The organism is Colwellia psychrerythraea (assembly GCF_000764185.1).
Lineage (GTDB): Bacteria > Pseudomonadota > Gammaproteobacteria > Enterobacterales > Alteromonadaceae > Colwellia > Colwellia psychrerythraea_B.
Window position 1 is genome coordinate 122,015 of record NZ_JQEC01000021.1, and the last position, 18,100, is coordinate 140,114.

General features: G+C 34.9%; 23 protein-coding genes and 1 tRNA gene. 19 read left to right on the forward strand and 5 right to left on the reverse strand.

Going from position 1 to position 18,100, the window contains the following annotated elements:
• Positions 1-85: 85 nt before the first annotated feature.
• The 3 genes from GAB14E_RS12980 to bioD all read left to right on the forward strand — a co-directional run bounded on the left by GAB14E_RS12980 (position 86) and on the right by bioD (position 3,029).
• Positions 86-1,246, forward strand: a complete 1,161-nt coding sequence (locus GAB14E_RS12980; RefSeq protein WP_033082083.1) for an aminotransferase class I/II-fold pyridoxal phosphate-dependent enzyme — start codon at positions 86-88, stop codon at positions 1,244-1,246.
• Positions 1,246-2,043 carry a malonyl-ACP O-methyltransferase BioC gene (gene bioC, locus GAB14E_RS12975; protein WP_033082084.1) on the forward strand — a complete coding sequence of 266 codons (798 nt, stop codon included), beginning with the start codon at positions 1,246-1,248 and terminating at the stop codon, positions 2,041-2,043. Before GAB14E_RS12980 ends, bioC begins: the two co-directional genes overlap by 1 nt.
• Positions 2,044-2,204: 161 nt before the next feature.
• Complete coding sequence (bioD, locus tag GAB14E_RS12970; protein ID WP_033082085.1) at positions 2,205-3,029, forward strand: dethiobiotin synthase; 825 nt, start codon at positions 2,205-2,207, stop codon at positions 3,027-3,029.
• Positions 3,030-3,390: 361 nt separating this feature from the next.
• Here bioD and GAB14E_RS12965 read toward each other — a convergent pair whose 3' ends face one another.
• Complete coding sequence (locus tag GAB14E_RS12965; RefSeq protein WP_033082086.1) at positions 3,391-3,813, reverse strand: type II toxin-antitoxin system HicB family antitoxin; 423 nt, start codon at positions 3,811-3,813, stop codon at positions 3,391-3,393.
• 503 nt (positions 3,814-4,316) lie between these two features.
• Here GAB14E_RS12965 and GAB14E_RS12960 point away from each other — a divergent pair.
• The 6 genes from GAB14E_RS12960 to GAB14E_RS12935 all read left to right on the forward strand — a co-directional run bounded on the left by GAB14E_RS12960 (position 4,317) and on the right by GAB14E_RS12935 (position 8,801).
• Positions 4,317-5,465 (forward strand): cell division protein FtsZ, encoded by a 1,149-nt coding sequence (locus GAB14E_RS12960; protein WP_033082087.1) that lies wholly within the window; start codon positions 4,317-4,319, stop codon positions 5,463-5,465.
• 96 nt (positions 5,466-5,561) lie between these two features.
• Positions 5,562-6,296, forward strand: a complete 735-nt coding sequence (locus GAB14E_RS12955; RefSeq protein ID WP_033082088.1) for an EAL domain-containing protein — start codon at positions 5,562-5,564, stop codon at positions 6,294-6,296.
• A 76-nt stretch (positions 6,297-6,372) separates the two neighbouring features.
• Entirely contained in the window at positions 6,373-6,927 is a 555-nt protein-coding gene (locus GAB14E_RS12950) for a peroxiredoxin family protein (RefSeq protein WP_231562023.1), read from the forward strand.
• Positions 6,928-6,937: 10 nt separating this feature from the next.
• A complete protein-coding gene (locus GAB14E_RS12945; protein ID WP_033082089.1) occupies positions 6,938-7,189 on the forward strand; it encodes a hypothetical protein in 252 nt (83 codons plus the stop codon).
• A 137-nt stretch (positions 7,190-7,326) separates the two neighbouring features.
• Positions 7,327-7,542: a hypothetical protein gene (locus GAB14E_RS12940; RefSeq protein ID WP_033082090.1), complete on the forward strand. Its 216-nt coding sequence runs from the start codon at positions 7,327-7,329 to the stop codon at positions 7,540-7,542.
• Positions 7,543-8,006: 464 nt separating this feature from the next.
• On the forward strand, positions 8,007-8,801 hold the full coding sequence (locus GAB14E_RS12935; protein ID WP_033082091.1) for a LysR family transcriptional regulator: 795 nt from the start codon (positions 8,007-8,009) through the stop codon (positions 8,799-8,801).
• Positions 8,802-8,828: 27 nt separating this feature from the next.
• Here GAB14E_RS12935 and GAB14E_RS12930 read toward each other — a convergent pair whose 3' ends face one another.
• Positions 8,829-9,152: a hypothetical protein gene (locus GAB14E_RS12930; protein ID WP_033082092.1), complete on the reverse strand. Its 324-nt coding sequence runs from the start codon at positions 9,150-9,152 to the stop codon at positions 8,829-8,831.
• 505 nt (positions 9,153-9,657) lie between these two features.
• On the opposite strand from GAB14E_RS12930, the gene GAB14E_RS12925 reads away from it, so the two are divergent.
• From GAB14E_RS12925 to GAB14E_RS12870, 10 genes are all read left to right on the forward strand, one after another.
• Positions 9,658-9,978, forward strand: coding sequence for an antibiotic biosynthesis monooxygenase family protein (locus GAB14E_RS12925; protein ID WP_033082093.1), 321 nt, complete (start codon positions 9,658-9,660; stop codon positions 9,976-9,978).
• A 129-nt stretch (positions 9,979-10,107) separates the two neighbouring features.
• Positions 10,108-10,533, forward strand: a complete 426-nt coding sequence (locus GAB14E_RS12920) for a GNAT family N-acetyltransferase (protein ID WP_033082094.1) — start codon at positions 10,108-10,110, stop codon at positions 10,531-10,533.
• Between the two features lie 99 nt (positions 10,534-10,632).
• Positions 10,633-11,178: a hypothetical protein gene (locus GAB14E_RS12915; protein WP_052093643.1), complete on the forward strand. Its 546-nt coding sequence runs from the start codon at positions 10,633-10,635 to the stop codon at positions 11,176-11,178.
• A gap of 59 nt (positions 11,179-11,237) precedes the next feature.
• A complete protein-coding gene (locus GAB14E_RS12910; protein WP_033082096.1) occupies positions 11,238-11,612 on the forward strand; it encodes a hypothetical protein in 375 nt (124 codons plus the stop codon).
• Between the two features lie 137 nt (positions 11,613-11,749).
• Positions 11,750-12,178 carry a hypothetical protein gene (locus tag GAB14E_RS12905; protein ID WP_033082097.1) on the forward strand — a complete coding sequence of 143 codons (429 nt, stop codon included), beginning with the start codon at positions 11,750-11,752 and terminating at the stop codon, positions 12,176-12,178.
• Positions 12,179-12,297: 119 nt separating this feature from the next.
• Complete coding sequence (locus tag GAB14E_RS12900) at positions 12,298-12,879, forward strand: polysaccharide deacetylase family protein (RefSeq protein WP_033082098.1); 582 nt, start codon at positions 12,298-12,300, stop codon at positions 12,877-12,879.
• Between the two features lie 379 nt (positions 12,880-13,258).
• Positions 13,259-13,564 carry an NIPSNAP family protein gene (locus tag GAB14E_RS12890; protein WP_033082100.1) on the forward strand — a complete coding sequence of 102 codons (306 nt, stop codon included), beginning with the start codon at positions 13,259-13,261 and terminating at the stop codon, positions 13,562-13,564.
• A gap of 109 nt (positions 13,565-13,673) precedes the next feature.
• On the forward strand, positions 13,674-14,063 hold the full coding sequence (locus GAB14E_RS12885) for a hypothetical protein (RefSeq protein ID WP_033082101.1): 390 nt from the start codon (positions 13,674-13,676) through the stop codon (positions 14,061-14,063).
• Positions 14,064-14,613: 550 nt separating this feature from the next.
• Positions 14,614-14,844 carry a hypothetical protein gene (locus tag GAB14E_RS12875; protein WP_033082103.1) on the forward strand — a complete coding sequence of 77 codons (231 nt, stop codon included), beginning with the start codon at positions 14,614-14,616 and terminating at the stop codon, positions 14,842-14,844.
• A 130-nt stretch (positions 14,845-14,974) separates the two neighbouring features.
• The gene (locus GAB14E_RS12870; protein ID WP_033082104.1) at positions 14,975-15,628 is read left to right on the forward strand and encodes a glycine-rich domain-containing protein; all 654 of its coding nucleotides are present in this window, start codon (positions 14,975-14,977) and stop codon (positions 15,626-15,628) included.
• A 192-nt stretch (positions 15,629-15,820) separates the two neighbouring features.
• Here GAB14E_RS12870 and GAB14E_RS12865 read toward each other — a convergent pair.
• The 3 genes from GAB14E_RS12865 to GAB14E_RS0122900 all read right to left on the reverse strand — a co-directional run bounded on the left by GAB14E_RS12865 (position 15,821) and on the right by GAB14E_RS0122900 (position 18,076).
• Positions 15,821-15,897 (reverse strand) — tRNA-Pro (locus tag GAB14E_RS12865).
• A gap of 173 nt (positions 15,898-16,070) precedes the next feature.
• Entirely contained in the window at positions 16,071-17,825 is a 1,755-nt protein-coding gene (locus GAB14E_RS12860; protein WP_033082105.1) for a DUF3413 domain-containing protein, read from the reverse strand.
• A gap of 44 nt (positions 17,826-17,869) precedes the next feature.
• A complete protein-coding gene (locus GAB14E_RS0122900) occupies positions 17,870-18,076 on the reverse strand; it encodes a YejL family protein (RefSeq protein ID WP_033082106.1) in 207 nt (68 codons plus the stop codon).
• Between the last annotated feature and the right edge of the window lie 24 nt (positions 18,077-18,100).

Here is an 18,100-nt window from a genome sequence, read left to right on the forward strand (position 1 = left end):
GTTCAGGTCGCTAACAGATAAGTTGTTAGCGACCTGAACCTGCTCGTTATGTAATGGTTTTAATTTGTCAGGCAGCTGTTTATTTATGAATTTCGATTTTATTCGACGCGATATCAATGCACAAAAAGCTAAGTCTCAATATCGCCAACTGGTCTGTAATAGCGCCGCAAGCAAGGGCAAAGAAATCGTTATAAATGGTAAGAATTATGTAAATTTTTCTTCCAATGATTATTTAGGATTAAATAATCATCTTGAGATAAATAAAGCACTGCAAGAGGGGGCTGATAAGTTTGGTGTATGTGCCAGTAGCTCAAGTTTAGTTACTGGTTACCACTACGCTCATCAAGCGTTAGAAGATGATATATGTCAGTGGTTAAATAAACCCAAATGTCTATTATTTTCTAGTGGTTTTTCCGCAAACTTAGCATTATTTCAAGCGCTAGGAAAAAGTGAACAAAGCCATTTTTACCTAGATAAACTCAGTCATGCCTCGATGATTGACGGCGCTTATCATAGCAAAGCAATTGTTAAACGCTTTCAACATAACAATATTGAACACTTAACTGAATTACTTAACCGCTCAGGAAAATACTCAACTGGTTTTTCAAACAAACTGGTAGCCTCTGAAGGTGTGTTTAGTATGGATGGTTGCCAAGCAAAAGTCGTAGAACTGGCACAATTAGCAAAATCCGAGCAGGCCTGGCTTTACCTAGATGATGCCCACAGCATTGGTGTTATTGGTAAAGAAGGTCAGGGCAGTAATTATTTTGCTGACATAGATATTACGATGGCAACAATGGGGAAAGCCATTGGTACCAGTGGCGCATTTTTAACCTGTAGTGAAGAGTTATACGAATACTTAGTTAATTTTTCACGTCATTATATTTACTCTACAGCGATATCTCCAGCCATTGCTTGGGCAACAAAAAAAAGCATTGAACTGATTAAAAAAGAACATTGGCGCCGTGAAAAAATCTGTGAATTAAGTGTTTTATTTACCAAGTTACTAGCAGAGAATGTTGAGTTAGTTACCACAGAATCGTCGATTCATGCGATAATAATTGGTGATGAAAAAAAAGCACTCAATGTCAGTGAACAACTTAAAAAGCAAGGTATTTGGTTAACTGCAATAAGGCCACCAACCGTGGCCAATAACAGTTCTAGGTTACGCGTTACAATTTGCGCGAGCCACAACGATAAAGATATCAGGTGCTTAGCGGAATGCATCAATAAGGCTATAACTTAATGGTTCAAACAGAACAAGAGAACACCAACAGAGTAAACATTGCTAAAAGTTTTGGCTCTGCCAGTAAATCTTACGATGTATCGGCAAGATTACAACGTTTTTCAGGTAAACATTTAATGCCATGGTTGCCTAACCGTAATGATCTGACCGTGTTAGATTTAGGCTCGGGTACTGGTTTTTTCACTGACTTATTAGCAGGCTCATACAGCCAAGTTATTGGCTTAGATATTTCCAGTGAAATGCTAAGTTTTGCTAGAGAACATCGTAATAAAAATATTATATGGCTTGAAGCCGATGCACATAAAATTCCACTTAAAGATAACAGCATAGATTTCATTTACTCTAACTTAGTTATTCAATGGTTTGATCCGCTCGATGAAGCAATTACTGAAATGTTGAGAGTATTAAAACCGGGTGGTTTACTTATTTTTACCACCTTAGTTGATGGTACATTGCATGAACTAAAATCATCTTGGAAGCAAGTTGATGATGATCAACATGTTATCGACTTTAAAACTGTTACCGAATTAAATGAATTATTTAATAATGAAAATGGTAAATTGCTCGAGCAAAAGTGCCAAGATATCATTTTGGAATATCAAAACGTTATACATTTAGCGCGTGAGTTAAAAGGCTTAGGTGCAAATCATTTAGCACAGAAAAAAAATAGAGGCCTGTCAGGTAAAGATAAGTGGTTTAAAATGACCGAACATTACCAAGACTTTCTTGAACCAAGTGGCATTTATCCTGCAACTTATCGTTTGTTTTCGGGTCTAGTTGTTAAGTTAAATAACTAATATAGCCCACATAAATGAAAATAATATGGCTAATACAACTAACATTCGTTGTATTAGCTGTAAGTTAATACTGAAAAGCATGAGCTTAAATTATTTACTTTCAAACTCTTTAAAGCAAACATCATTTATTAATTCCTAGATAACTCTGCATTAAGAAACATATGAAACAATTTTTTATTACTGCAACTGATACCGATGCAGGTAAAACGTTTGTCAGTTGCGCATTAATTAAAGCGTTAACTAATCTACAGACTAAAAATTTCACTCTAACTATAAATGAAACAAGCACACCTGTGACAAAAGTGGCTGCCTTTAAGCCAATTTCTGCAGGTTGTGAATTGTTAAATGGCCAGCTTATAAATGAAGATGCTAAGTTACTGAGCGAATTTTCTAATTGTGGACAAAGTATTGGTGAAATAAATCCGATCGCTTTTGCTGAGCCTATTGCACCGCACATAGCTGCAAAAAAACTAAATCGACAAATTAGTCTTGGCGAACTTAATGATCATTATCACAAAGTGAAATCACTTAACGCTGACTTTACTTTAGTAGAAGGTGCTGGCGGGTGGCGATTACCTTTGGGTCCAGCCTTATTAGATCCCAAATCTACTATTATATGTAACAACAATAATGATAATCAAAAGCCGACTTACCAATTTTTATCAGACTTTGTTAAAAGTTCAGACTTAACGGTTATTTTAATTGTAAATATGAAGTTGGGTTGTCTAAACCATGCGTTATTAACCTATGAAGCAATTAAGTCCGACGGTGTAAATTGCATTGCTTGGATTGCCAATTGTGCATCGAGTGATTCGATGAATAACTTAGCTGAGAACATAGCCGAGTTAGAGCAACTTTTACCAATGCCCAAAATTGCTCAGTTTGATTTCTTTAACGATAGAGATGAACAGGGTAATGAAATTTCTTTCAATGAAAAAATTAGTCTAGCTGCGGAAAAAATTAATTTAACTACGCTAATCGATTAAGTTTTCTTACTTCCTATATACGCTAATTTCTTTAACTATCTTCCTCATAAATAATTGTTGAAGAGGTTAGCTAAAAATTTAATAAAGATGTAGCACTTTCCTTAGACAATCAAATACCAATATCTACAATTTATTTTTTCAAACTGAATCAAATGTAATTAAATTTTTTAATCTACACACTAACCTAGGTTAAACCGAGTTAATTAATATTTAACTTCGCAGTTATATTTCTACTTAAAAAACCTTGCACTAAATTTAAAATTTACTATATTCTGCAAAACCAAAACCAAAACCAAAACCAAAACCAAAACCAAAACCAAAACCAAAACCAAAACCAAAACCAAAACCAAAACTTTTAAAATTACTTTTCTAACTCTGCAAAACAAGCACTGGCGATAAAACCTGACCGTGTTTTGTAATCTGATGACTTACTCACTTTATCATCTATCTGAGCAATCAATAATTCAGGAAGGGTAACGTTTATTTTATGACTCTTACCGAGGTAGGGCGTTATATCAATGTTTACTATTGCCCAAAATGCTTGTGAAAAGGTATGAGGATTTTCCAATATATAATTTTTTCTATGCTGGTCTAAGCCTTTTGCATTAGGCACTTTCTCACCATATTCCGCCAAAATAGCGAGATGAGATTGTATTGCTTTAGTCACTTCTTCCATACCTAAATCAATGCTTTTTGCTGTCACAGCACAACCAGGGAGATCAGGAACTGATACTTGATAATCGCTGATTTTTTCATCTTGTATAAATACCACGGCATACTTCATTGTTGATTCCTAACATGTCTAAAAAGGCCTACAAACCATGATAACTCCAACACCCCTATACAGCAAGTCAACCATGACCCCGGCAACCCTAAATATTGTGCAATCACAACCCCGGTAACCCTTAATGAGATACAGAAGGGTAACTCCAGCGACCCCAGGATGACCCTGTGTGTGACTGTTTACTATTTACAAAGCTCTTTTAAATGAGAGTTATAATATAGACAGGCAAATAAATTGATCAGATATTAATTTCAATTATCTATTTTTTTAGTTTTCCAATTAAGTGGTTACTAATTAAATGAAGCATGTGGCTAGAGTTATCATTTGTATGGATCATCAAGAATTTGATCACTATAATAAAAAGAAAACACAGTAATAATTATTAGAAATAAGCGCTAACATTAGCCAAAAAATCGATGGCTAATCCTTCGGTAGTTGAGTGTAAAACTTTCGAAAGATTAGGTGACTTTTAGTTGTGATTACTCGATTGATTAGGGAAAAATATGAAAGAACTTCTTAACGGCAACCTTGAATTATTAATTACCGTTGTAGGTATAGGCGGTTGTGGTTGTAATACAGTTAACATGCTGCATGAAAATAACTTATCAGAGCAAGTTAACCTTGTTGCCATCAATACAGATCTCGCCGCATTGAATAGTATTAACGTAGATAACAAAATTCTTATCGGTGAAAACCTAACCAATGGTTATGGTGCTGGCTCTGATCCAGGTATTGGTTATCAAGCGGCACAAGAAAGTGAAGCCATGTTACGTGGCGCAATAGCCGATAGTGATATTGTAATCATAACCGCAGGTTTTGGTGGCGGAACTGGCACTGGGGCAAGTCCGTTAGTAGCTAAAATAGCGCGTGAGCTTAATATTAACTGTTTAGCCATTGTGACTTTACCGTTTGAGTCAGAAGGGAAAATGCGACAGGATTATGCACTACAGGGCATAGAAGACATCAAAGAGCCGATACATGCATATATCACTCTCTCGAATGATTTATTACTTGCCGGCTTAGGCGAAAGCGTAGGTTTATTTTCGGCCTTTAATCAAAGTAATGAAGTGTTAAAAAATCTATTAATTGCCTTAGTTCAGATGCTCAATGAAACAGGTTATGTCAATGTTGATAAAAATGACTTTTCCACCATATTGTCATATGAAGGGGAGTCTATATTAGGTGTAGGTAAGGCTGATTCAGAGGAGCAAGCTTTTGAAGCGCTCGACCAAGCATTAAATAACCCACTAGTGTCTATCGCTAATATTGATACCGCAAAAGGTATTATATTCCAGTTATTCTGTAAGTCGGAGCCAAAACTATCAACTTACAATGGGTTAATCGATCATATCCGCACAAAAGTAACCAACCGCTCTGTACTCATTGTGCCGGGGGTAACCCTGGATCCTAATTTGTCGAGTGAAATAGAAATACTCATCATTGGCTCAGGTATTAAAAGCAAAACACCGCAATTGATGAAAGAGGCCATTGTTATTGAAGAAGAGCTTAAAGCGGTAATACAAAATACTGAAATAACAGAACCAACAGTGCCAGAATACATTGACGATGAACTTAGCTTTATCAATCAAGGTGAAACTATAAGCGATATTCCAGCGATAACGCGTAAATTAATGGCAATCAATCGCAATTAACGAAACATACCTTTACATGTAAATGGTTCTTATTTACAGTTATCATTCCAGATATGTTGTAGGAATGGCTGACTAAGAAATTAACAGCTGTAATGAATGAAAGATAAAAAACTACTCAGCGCTGAGTGTTTAATCGATCTTATCGAAAATAAACGCTTTGGTGTTGAATACCAACCAATAGTGAGTTGTAGAAGCCAAGAAATATATGCCTACGAATCCCTAGCGAGGTTCTATACCGCAGATAATAAGGCAATAAGGCCAGACCTTGTTTATGAATCGCTCCACACTAGCCCATTAAGCTTGTTTCAAGTTGAATATCAGCAGAAAAAACTGCAATTATCCTATGCTATAAATGGCCATGATATTTTTGTTAATTTAGATCAAGACTCATATTTTTCAAGCGGAATCATTGATCAAAACAATCCCTTTCTAAAGTTGTTTAAAGAATTTCAAAAATCTACAGTTGTGGTCGAATTAATTGAAAACTCTGAGATCAATGATGCCATCATGAGTTTGGCCATGATTGATAACCTCGCTAAAAACAATATTCCTACTGCCATAGATGATGTCTGTAACCCGCAATCAATGATTTCTACTTCGGTTATTCAATTGGTTGATTATATAAAGCTAGATAAATTCGTAATAAAAAATAAAAATAATAGAAATTTTATGTTATTGGTTAAATCTATTATTGATTACGCACACAGTACTAATAAAGAAGTGATATTAGAAGGGGTTGAGACAGCAGAAGATTTACGACTTGCTACGCAGCTTAAATGTGATTTTGTACAAGGTTTTTACTATCGAGATCGTTTTAAGAACGTCAGTTAATGACTTTTAATCGGCTGAGTAAAGCCATACACTGTGATGAATTCTTATCTTATCCTTTTAACTAAAGAGTACTTACATGAACATGACCTTTATAACTAATAAAAGCATTCAAAAATCTATTCGCCTAGTTTGCAGCTTAGTAAGCTTTGTTAGTATTTCAGCTTTTGCCACTGACTTAAAAGTTGGCGATATGGCGCCAAACTTTAACTTACAAGCAACCACAGGCGATTTTTATCAGTTAAGTGACTACCAAGGAAAGCAAGCCGTCATTTTAGCCTGGTATCCAATGGCCAATACACGTGGCTGTACTATTGAATGTAAATCGTTAACGGAGCAAGGTCACCTTATTCGAGAGTTTGATGTTAGTTATGTTATGGCCAGTGTTGACCCACTTGATGATAATCGAGATTTCGCAGAAAAAACTGGCGCTGACTTTCCAATGTTAAGTGACCCGACTAAAACAGCAGCGAAGGCGTACCAAGTACTTAATATGTTTAAAGTTGCCAGTCGTGTCACTTTTTATATATCTATAGAAGGCAAAATTATTAAAATAGATGACGACATTACGCCAAAGTCCGCTGCGCAAGATATGGCCAATAATTTAGCCGCATTAGGCATCGCTAAAAAGTAGGACTGCTATTTTGGCAAAACCCAATAAAAAAGGCCCAAGCAAAACCGTTGATATTTATTGCAAGGGCTGTAATTTTTTACTTTTTAAATATCGAAAGGCAGGTAAGGGCGCTTTGGTTAAATGTTTTAAAGAACGTATTAGCCAAGATTATACCGAAACACCATGTACATGCCCGCAATGTAATAAAGTTTTTGCTCGCGACTGTTTAATTCGTGGTACTCCAGCATTTAAAATGATTGGCGGCAAAGTTTGGTGTAAATAGGCTGTTAACCTACTGTTGTAATTATGATTTAATTGGTTACTAAAAACAATTGAACACATTTTTAGTACAACTTATAGCAGTTATATATTTTCTGCTCGTTATCATATGCACAAATAACTTCTTTTAGGATTTGATCATTGGATATCGAACAAGCAAGAATAAAAGCGATCTGTAATCATATGACTACTATCAGTATTGATAACAAACCTTTTGTGCCATTAATTAAGATAAAGCGAAGCGAAGCGTTACTTGCCAGAAATATCAGAGTGATGTTATCAAAAAGACGATCAAACCGTATCCATTACTTTTTGCAAATGTATTCAAATAAAATCACCTTGGTTAATGAAGATTAACAGCAGAAAACTTTATCAATAATAAATTCAATAAAGCCCAGCGTATATATTAACGGCGGGTTTTTTATTATTTGTTAATCAATATATTATAATTACGGGACAGCCCGTTTTATTGTAGAGAAGCTTACCTATTAACAAGTTATATAGCTAAATATAAAAAATACATTTAAATACAGCTCGTTACAGGGTAACGCGTAACTTGTGGTAGGTCTTTTTATGTAGTTATTGACAGGTTATTAGCTATCAATTATCAGAAGCACTTTATTCATTTGGTAATTTTGTTATCTGGTGATTATATTTAACTGAAATTATCAAATTGTTATCTTCAGTGGAAACTGACAACTAATGTACTGATTAATATTGCCGTATTATCACTGGATTGAGACTTTAAATCGGCAATAACAAAACATTAACCACTGACTATTTGCATACTTCTTTTTTTATAAATAATTTAAGAAACATTTATGAAGCAACTCGACCTCAATTCCCTTTTTGTGTTTATTACGCTTTATCATGCAGGGTCAACTCAAAAAGCCGCTGTACAACTTAATCGCTCACAATCTTATGTCTCCAAGGTATTATCAAAATTACGAGAAGAACTTGGCGACCCATTATTTGTACGTACCTCATCAGGGCTCGAACCAACAAGCTATGCAAGTGGTATTGCGCCAAAAGTGAAACAAGCATTAGCAATGATGCACAGTGCTCTTGAGCCGGAGTCTTTCGATCCCTTAACAATTGATAAAGTCACCATTCATTTGGCTGCACCTCTTATTATCCCTATTGGTAAAACATTGATAACAACCATTAGGCAACAAACCTCGGCAGTGATTGAACTGCGAGAGTGGCATATACATAGTGAAAGCATGATGCTAGAAGAGCAAGTTGATATTGCCGTGCACGTACTTAAAGACAGGCCGCAGAGCTTATACCAAAAGAAAATCATATCACTAAGTGGCCAATTTATTGGCAATCGGCAAGGAGAGTTTGTAAAGACTATTATCGATAACTTCAATGAATACAGTGGTATGTACCAATTAATTGATGCTGATATTCAGCCGGGCATCATCATAGATAACCAATATCTATCGAGCCAGTTAATGGGTGAACACTTCACCTATGCGCTTGCCAATGATCAGGAGAAAAAAAACACCCCAACGGATGTCGCTTTTATCTGTAAAGCAACCCGAAGAAACTCAGCAAAGGTACAATGGCTCATGGAACTATGTATGCCTATATTAAAGCAATCACAGTGGTAAAGGTTGTTTTATCGATTGTGCAAGTCATCAAGTACAAAGCTTTTCAGTTAATTTTTCGATGACTTCATCATTTTCACTATTAATGTAAATATCTAGAGCGCCTCCCAAAAACACCACAAAACTGAGTAAACCTATGCCTGTCGCAGAATTAACTACGGCATACACCATGCCGGCAGAGCCAACAGTTATCCTGGTATAGGCTAAAAAAGAACTTGTTTTCAATGCGCCGTGATGCAGGTTTCTTTCTTGCATTGCTATTATATTTTTATCTTCTTCACCACATTGTTCATTTGCTAAAACATTGAAAGATAAAGCGGTTGTGAGTAATACGGCTGTTATTAATTTTGTCATGTTGATAAGTTACAGTTTCAAATTCAGGGCTAGATTCAAGGCTAATCTTGCGAAATTAAATTGCTAGTTCACAGCAAGTCCGGTTAATACATATATAATGCCTGAAATGAAAAAGTTCTATGGAATAACGCTTATTCCAAAAGTATTGTCAGAAAAACTATTGAAGTAATAAAGATGGCAGGACTTTATATAACTTTATAAGTTAAAGGTTTTATTTTGTAGTTTAAACGAATCTAATACGACTTCATCATATTACTAACTATTTATACAGTTGATGTCGTTTCTACCTGTTTGCATGAAATAAGGCCTAAACCTATATTTCACACCTCAATCAGTTTGGTGTTTTTTGTAACTGATTGATTTAATGTTTGTTGTAAGTTATTGTGATTTTATAAAAAACGAAATATGGTAAAAAGAAGTGTTTAACCATGACTTTTTGTCACCTAATAAGCTGTTAGGTGCTAGTGCTCGGTTCTAGTTTTGTAGTTCAATTAAAGGAATTAAAATGTTAGCTGTTGTACTCGAGTTTGATGTCATTGAAGGGATGGAAAATCAATTCAGGAAGGCTTGGATTGAAACTACTGACATAATCTATCAAAATTTTGGTAGTTTAGGATCTAGGTTACATAAATCTGACAATGGGAAGTTTATTGCGTATGCGCAGTGGCCTGACTTGAATGTTTATGAAAATGACCACCATTGGCCTGACGATTCAAAAAGTACTAGAGAGAAAATGAGAGCGTGCCTTAAAATTGGTAAGCCGACTGTGCTGCACAAATTAACGCTAGATACTGATCTGCTAAAAGAAAATAGCCTTAATAACTAATAAGCACATAACAAGGGTTTTCAAGTCGGACACGCAACAGTTAGCTCGTTTTCGCTTTTCTACACATTTTAGTCAACTATTACTTAGCCGCTTAAAACGGCGTTATAACTCTCTCGGATGTCGAAACATATGAATCTCGTAGTAACAACTTCACCTACGCAGGAAGATCTTAAAGCATTAAGTGTCGGTATTGGCTCTTTTAATAAAGATTTCCTACCTGATGAAGTTGGCTTTGAAAAAGACACCAAATTTGCTGTCATTGCTAAAGACGAAAATGGAAAAGTATTAGGAGGTATAAGAGCAAATGCATTCTGGAACTACTGTACTATTGAGTTGCTCTGGTTATCTAAAGAAACTAGAGGTTTAGGGCTTGGTAGTAATTTAATGGAAGCAGCTGAAAAGTTTGCTAAAGATAAAGGATTTGGCTACATGCGCACCGAAACTCTTAGCTTCCAAGCAAAACCTTTTTATGAAAAGCTAGGTTACAAAGTATTTGGTGAGTTACCTGATTATCCAAAAGGTCATACAACATACTGTTTAGTTAAAGAGTTATAAGCCAATTAAAGTGGACAAATAACAGCTTGGCTTTGTGTTCACTCCGTTCACTATTTTAGCCAAGTATTAATTGCCCGTTAAATGGGCGTTAGGTTTCTTATGGAAATAATTCTAATTCGGCATGGAAAGCCAGCTTCGGCAAATAATCCCGTCTTAAATGCTTTAGAATATACAAAATGGATTCGTCGTTATAACTTCTCAGATGTTTCTAAACAAAGTAGACCTGAGGTAATAAATACTGAGTTAAAGTCGTGTTACCTAATTTCTAGTCATTTTAATCGTGCGATACATTCAACTGAAATATATACCGGAAGAAAGCCTGATCAAATCTCTTCTTTATTTAAAGAGATGGATATCCCAAGATACAAATTGCCATTCAAACTTAAAGCTATGACTTGGGTTTATCTTTGTCGAGCACTTTGGATGCTGGGTTTAAAAGGCACCTTTGAATCATATCACTCCGCAAAAATTCGTTCGGAACTCGCCGCAGAAGAATTAATTGAATTGGCTAACGCAAAAGGTAAAGTAGTATTGTTCGGGCATGGGTATATGAATTTACATATTCGCAAAGCACTAATCCAAAAAGGTTGGTCTTTGAATTGTAAAAGCAATTCATTTTGGGGGCTTTCAAGCCTTGAAACCTAAAAAGAAAATTAAGTATAGTTAATATTCATAAAATTATTAATACAACATTCGGACAAGTCATGAATCAAGAATTAAGTAACAAAGTTAGCTTCATATCAGGGATGGTTATTTTCATCATAGCTTTGTCTACTCCTCTAATTTTATTAACTTTAACAAGTGAAATGAATACTCCTACGCTTATGAATTTTGATCTGTATTGGACTTTATTTATGTCTTTTAGCATGATGTTAATATTAGGTTACTTTTTTAAACCATCTGAAAACCAAACAAATTTAGGGTGTTTTATAGGAATATTTGTATATGCATCTTTTCATACACAAAACTTAAGTGAAATAATTCATATATACGGTATTAATTCATTTATTCCTTTAATTTTTGCATTGTTTGGTCTTAAAATTGGGATTACAGCAAGAATAAAATTCAAAGAACAATAAGTTTATCAAGTAATATTAATAGTTCTATTTTTGAGTAACACCAATATAACCAGTTACTTGAATGGTAAGATTGCTGGCTGTTCTCGTTCATTGCTAATAAAGCGTTATGTACTCAGCTGAGGAGGTCAGATTTTAGTATGCATATATCATCTCTATTTAAGACTAAAGCAAGTAAGGCATTATTCTTTTCTCTTTCCCCATTATGGTTTTCACCAATAGCTTTCTGTCTTATGCTTCTTGAGAATGCAACCTCTGTTGGTGGATTTTCTTCAGTCGGTCGTGGTTGGCTTGTGTTCGGCATATTGATCTTTTGCGTTATTGGGTTACTGTTAGCAGCATTATTTTACTTAATAGTAATTTTCGTTAAAGAACGTCCTATTAATCAAAACCCTGATAGGTTAAAGATTTACACCTCATTATCAGTATTTCTATTGTACCTTATTGCTTTATCAGGATTTCTTGGTGGGGGGATGGATGCATTTAAAGTAACTATTTATATAATAGTTTTGTTAGGTTTATGGGGGTTGGGTAAATACCCAATTAATAAAGTTCGGAACCGTAGATAATTAAAAGTAATAAGAAAATTAATCAGGGCAAATAACAGTTGGTTTTTGCTCCTGCGTCGCTTATTTTAACCAACTATTTTTTGCCTCTTAATGAGGCGTTGGATTAAGGAAGTATAAGTATGAAATCAATTATAGGGATATTGTTATTTTCAGTTGGCTTAACCTGTCAAGCAATAGAGATATCAACAGAAAATTCTGCAAAATATGAACTGGAGACAGTTGAATTGTTAAACGCATTGAGGGAAGCACATAATACAAGTAAGTGGGAGTTTACGGATAAAGTTCATATTAAAAGAAAGACAATCCCTCATAGCCACCCAATATTGACACTGCATACTAGACATACAAGCAGAGAACAAAAAGATCTTCTTCTCTCTACGTATATTCATGAGCAAATCCATTGGCATCTCGATAACAATGAAAGTAAAATTAATGCTGCAATAGAAGAGTTAAAGACTGTTTTTAAAAATGTCCCCGTTGGTTACCCTGAAGGTGCTAGAGATGAATATTCAACATATCAGCACCTAATCGTTTGTTATTTAGAGCTAGAAGCAATTACAGAGCTTTTAAGCCAAAGCCGCGTTAATTCAGTTTCTAAATTCTGGAAAAGTGATCATTACACTTGGATTTATAAACAAATAGAACAAGAAAAAGAAACACTTAAAAATATAGTAGAAAAGTATGGCTTAAAAATCGTATAAGTCATTCAAGCAGGACTTTTAATGGGCTATAGCAGTATTAGTTCTATATGGAGTTTGTATCATGGATAGAGAGTACAAAAAGTAAAATGAAATCTCCAAGTCTACTTGAGCAATTATTACCTACTGAAATGGGATTAATGCAATCTCTAGGTGAATCTAAAACTTTAATAATAATGTTGGTGTTTTTTTTAACTTTATTTGGTGGGCTAGGGTGGTTTTTATTAAAAATGTCAACCTAGAGGCTCGTGGTATAAACTGCTATAAGCTAATTAATAAGAACAAAAAACAATTGGTTTTTTTTACTTCGTTTCACATTTTAGCAACCATTAATCAGCCTGTTATTTAGGCGATATCCGTTCAGTCACATGGAGTAGTACACTTGATCACTTGTTATCTAAATTATGTAATCGATCCATATAAAACTAAAGAATTTGAACATTACGCTAAGCTTTGGATCCCATTAGTAAATAAGTTTGGCGGCAATCATCACGGATATTTTTTACCATCTGAAGGCGCTAATAATAAGGCTTTAGCATTGTTTTCGTTTTCAAGCCTAGCTGCATATGAAGAATATCGAACGAAATCGCTTTCAGACTCAGAATGTATTAGCGCATTTAAATATGCTGAAGATACTAAATGTATTTTGAGTTACGAGCGTAGTTTCTTTCGTCCAGTTCTAGAGTAAGCGTATAAGCAGTTAAATCAGGACAAAAAACAGTTTGCTGTTTTCTAGTGCCTCAACATTTTGGTAAACAATTTTGAGCCCATTAACGAGGGCGTTAGAGGTAAACGGTGTGGACTATACAGTTTGGCAGTTGATTATCGTTATGATTTCATTTGGAATGGTGTTACTAAGTGTTTTGTGTATCATTTTTCCTCAAAAGCTAATCCTTGGAATGCCGCACCTCGTAAACTCAAAACTGGCAAGATATAGTGATATTGTAATTAGAATGTTTTTAGGGATTTCATTAGTATTGTCAGCAGAGGCTGCACTAATTCCATTAATATTTACTATTTTTGGTTACCTTTCTATGGCAGCAGCATTAGCAATACCTGTTTTGGGTACCAGTAAAGTAGAATTCATAATCAAATATATAACTGCTCTTTTACCTGTTTGGACTGTAAGATTAGTTTGTGCGTTTAGTGTATTTCTATTTGTTTTTCTAATTTATAATATTGGGTGAATTTTCCTCTATAAGGCGTTCAAACGGACAAATAACAGCTGGCTGTTGTTCGTGCCCCACACATTTTTGCCAGCTATTATTTGCCGCTTAACGTGGTGTTATGTTATTCGAGAGGGTTGAAAATTGATTCCATATTTATTAAGCGGGCTTTCAATATTAATTGCAGGTGGGATACATTGGAAATTACCTAATTCTTTTTGGAAAGCATCATTTCTTTCCACTGTAGCAATTGTAGTGTTATCGCTTCTATTCATATTTGTCTTTCAATCAAACTATTTGGGTTTGGATGAAAGGACGCTTGAAAATGGTAACATGGGTGGCGCCGTTCTTCTGGTCTCAGGACTAGTATCATTTTTTGGCTTACTAATATCCGTTTTGGTTGGTTATTTTTTAAAAGCAATTAGGCCGTCAGGCATAGAACATAACTAACCAATAACGTAGGACTAAGAGCCGTTGGCTTTTGTTCCTGCATGGCTTATTTAGCCAACAATATTTAAGCCATTAACCGGACGTTGGTTAGTCAGTTTCAGCTACATAAAAGGATTTTTCGGTGTTTAAAGTTATTATTATTTTGTCACTAATGTTAGGTGGTTGTGCTTCAAGCTCTAACTTGAATAAACTATCAGATAACAGCGCTAAAACTGCTCGTTATAATGAATCTATTGGTCAACCTCAAGCAGCACAAAGAGAATATAAATTAGCAGCTAAATATAAAAAGCAATCCCAAGAGAGTGAAGCTATTTTAATTGATATATTATGGTCTCTAATAACGGATAATTAAACACACAATAAGCTGTTTCAACAGGACAAAAAAACAGTGGCTGTTTTTCGTTTCTTAACATTATAAGCAATAATTTTGGGCGCTTAGCAAGGCGTTTGTTGATTTCAAGTACTTGGAGTACGAGTTTTCTATGGATATTAATATTCTAATCGTTTTTGGCGTTGTTAGTTGGTTAGTATTTTTTTTCTATAATCGGCATAAAAAAAGAAAAGCGTTTATAGGGGATTTTGAGTTTCCAGTGTCCATAAAGAAAGGAATTAACACCACTTATCCGCATTTGAATAATGAGGAGCTTGAGTTAGTTATTGATACTTTAAGGTCCTTCTTTCTTATATCGTACAAAGCTAAATTAAAGCCTGTTGCGATGCCTAGCCAAGTTGTAGACGTAGCTTGGCATCAGTTCATTCTATTCACAAAAAATTATGAAATGTTCTGTAAAAAAGGAATTGGTAGGTTCTTACATCATACGCCAACAGAAGCTATGAAATCTAAGACAACGGCGCAAGAGGGTATTAAAAGGGCTTGGAGATTGGCGTGTCACTTAGAACATATTAACCCCAAATCACCTAGTCGCCTTCCTATGTTGTTTGATATAGATACTAAATTAAACATAGAAGATGGTTTTTATTATTCGAAGAACTGTAAAGATAGAAGCTCTCCAAACTATGGAAAAAATTATTGTGCTAGCCATATAGGTTGCTCTTCAGGTTGTGGTGGGTCATCAGGTGATTCAACAAGTAGCTGTGGCGGTAGCTGCGGAAGTAGTTGTGGTGGTGGTGATTAACATAAGGCATTCAAGCAGGACAAATAACAGTTGGCTGTTAAGTCAAGCACTGGTAGAGGTGAGCTATTAATGCAGGCTAAAGCATTGGCTAGTAGGGTGGTGGTTAAAACCCTTATAATTTTAGGTGTTAGTTATTATTAGTGACGTTCAGGCATAAAAAAAGACGTCTTAGGACGTCTTTTTTTATATATATGGTCGGAGTAGCAAGATTCGAACTTGCGACCTCACGTCCCCCAGACGCGCGCGCTACCAAGCTGCGCTATACCCCGACAAGGTAAACTCTAGGGCTTAACGAGTTTACCGACTGTATATTAATGATTTATCAAGGTATTGCAATGCTAATTCAGTGAATAGTTAACCGTGAATGATTAAACGGTTAACTATTAGTCGATATTAAACAATTATTGCTCATTTTACTCAGTGTTAGTTAAATATAAGCTGCTTATGGCTTTTCTTGCTGGGTAAACTTCTTGATAAAGTGCACTCCATCAATCATCAGTGGAAATTCAGCATTTACAGTTATTGGCGCAGAAAACTGTCGTGAGTAGCTTTGGAAGTTACCATTTTGATCAACAAAAACTGATTTATCTTTATCAAAGATAATAATGCCTTTATCGGTAGTATTAGCAATAACTCTGTCTCTGTTTAATGTCGCTAAATCACTGCCATTACTGTTAGCTGTAACATTACAGCCAAGCCATTGCTTCATTACTGTCGGCTGTAAATCCATATTACTGGTATTAAAAGTTATATCTTTGTGATTTATTTTATCAAGTTGAGGATAAATGAATAATGCCGGTTTGGTATTTAAGCGTGTTTCATTACTTTGGTTACCGATAGAGCTAATCCAAATAATATCTTTTTGTGCTTTTTGTTTCTGCGCTAATAATAAAGCATCAACAAACAATTCAAATTGATATTGGTTATTGTTCTTAACTGCTTTTTTAGCATTCATGGCATGACTATTTTTAAAATAAATAATATGCAAACCAGGTTGTTTATTATTTAATTTTTCAGCAAATAATAAGCTTGAAACATTGAGCAGTTCTGTTTTTTTACTAAATAAGGCTTCAAACCAACGCGGTTCAATAACAGCGATATCTTCATTCTCATCTTGCTTGGCCGTAGCAGAAAACTCATCAGAGATAATGGTTAAACTCGTTGCTAGGGCTTGTTGGTCTATACGTTGGAACAATAACGGTTTAGTGCCTTGCTTTAATATATCTTGCTGGTAAATGTTCGGTAGTGAATAAAGTAGATTAAACCAAGCGTCATCATTAAGACCAGTATCAATATTATTGGTTAAATGTAAGCTAGTTACACTTGCTCTGCGAATAAATTGATTAAGCTGACTAATAGAAATTTGTTGCTCGGTCAGTATTAAAAATACCGAGTTGCTTGGTGTTTTGTTTACTTGTTCAATTGGGCAAAGCTCAGTAGTAATAGTCGGGTAATTTGGAATTGCATGACTAAATGATAACGGGCTATTTTTTCGCTCTATATAATCTTCAGTGTTAAATAAACCGTATTTAGTTAACAATGTTTTTGCTGTTGCTGGGTAAGACAAAGGTAGAACAGTGTCTTGTCGTAAAATATCATACTCAAGATTTGCATCAGCCCAAATATGACTTACATGACTAAAAAAGAATGATACAACTAAAGCAAAAATTACAAAACGCGCAAAAATAGTTTTTTGTAATTGCTTTAAGTGTTTCCAAGCATAATTACTTACCGTAAATTCAAATGCTAAAATAACAATTGCCACAGCACCACTGATAGTCAAGAACAGACTATTTGTTTTAGCTATGTCTTGTAGCAGACTAATAATTTGTGTGCTTGATGAGGCGTTAAGGTGATAACCCAAGCGACTGTAGATAAAGGCATCTAACACCAGTAGGAATAAACCAATAGCAAAAATGATAGAGCCAATGGTCCTAATAAACTTTGTATGCGGTAGTATCAGTGTTAAAGGAAATAACACCAAAACAAAACTCATAAAGGTTAAAAACGCAATATGACTCACCCAAGTAGTTACTAAGTAGATCTGACCAAAGAGAGTTGTAGGTGCAGTATCACTAAATAAATAGTAAGAGGATAGGGCAATTGCTGCTAAAATATTGAAAAACGTGAACCAATGGCTCCAACTGATCAAATGTAATAGTTTTTTGCTGTAGCTTTTTGTATCAAAAGAAACCATTGATAATCATTCTTCTTTTTGCAGGTGAAATTAATTAAAAGAGTTTACACAGATTTTTTTAAGGCGCGGGTAAAGTTGTCGACAACCGCGGTACGTTTGCTTTCAGGTACTTGGCTGATAACGTGAGTAACCGCATTACCTAAGCACATTAAGCCTAAATCAGGGGTTGCTTCTTCTTTTATCAGTACATCAAGTAAGTCTTGGATAATTTTTTCTACACGTTCGTTCGAATATTTAGATACAATAGGCATAATAAGTGTTTTCGTTAATGATAA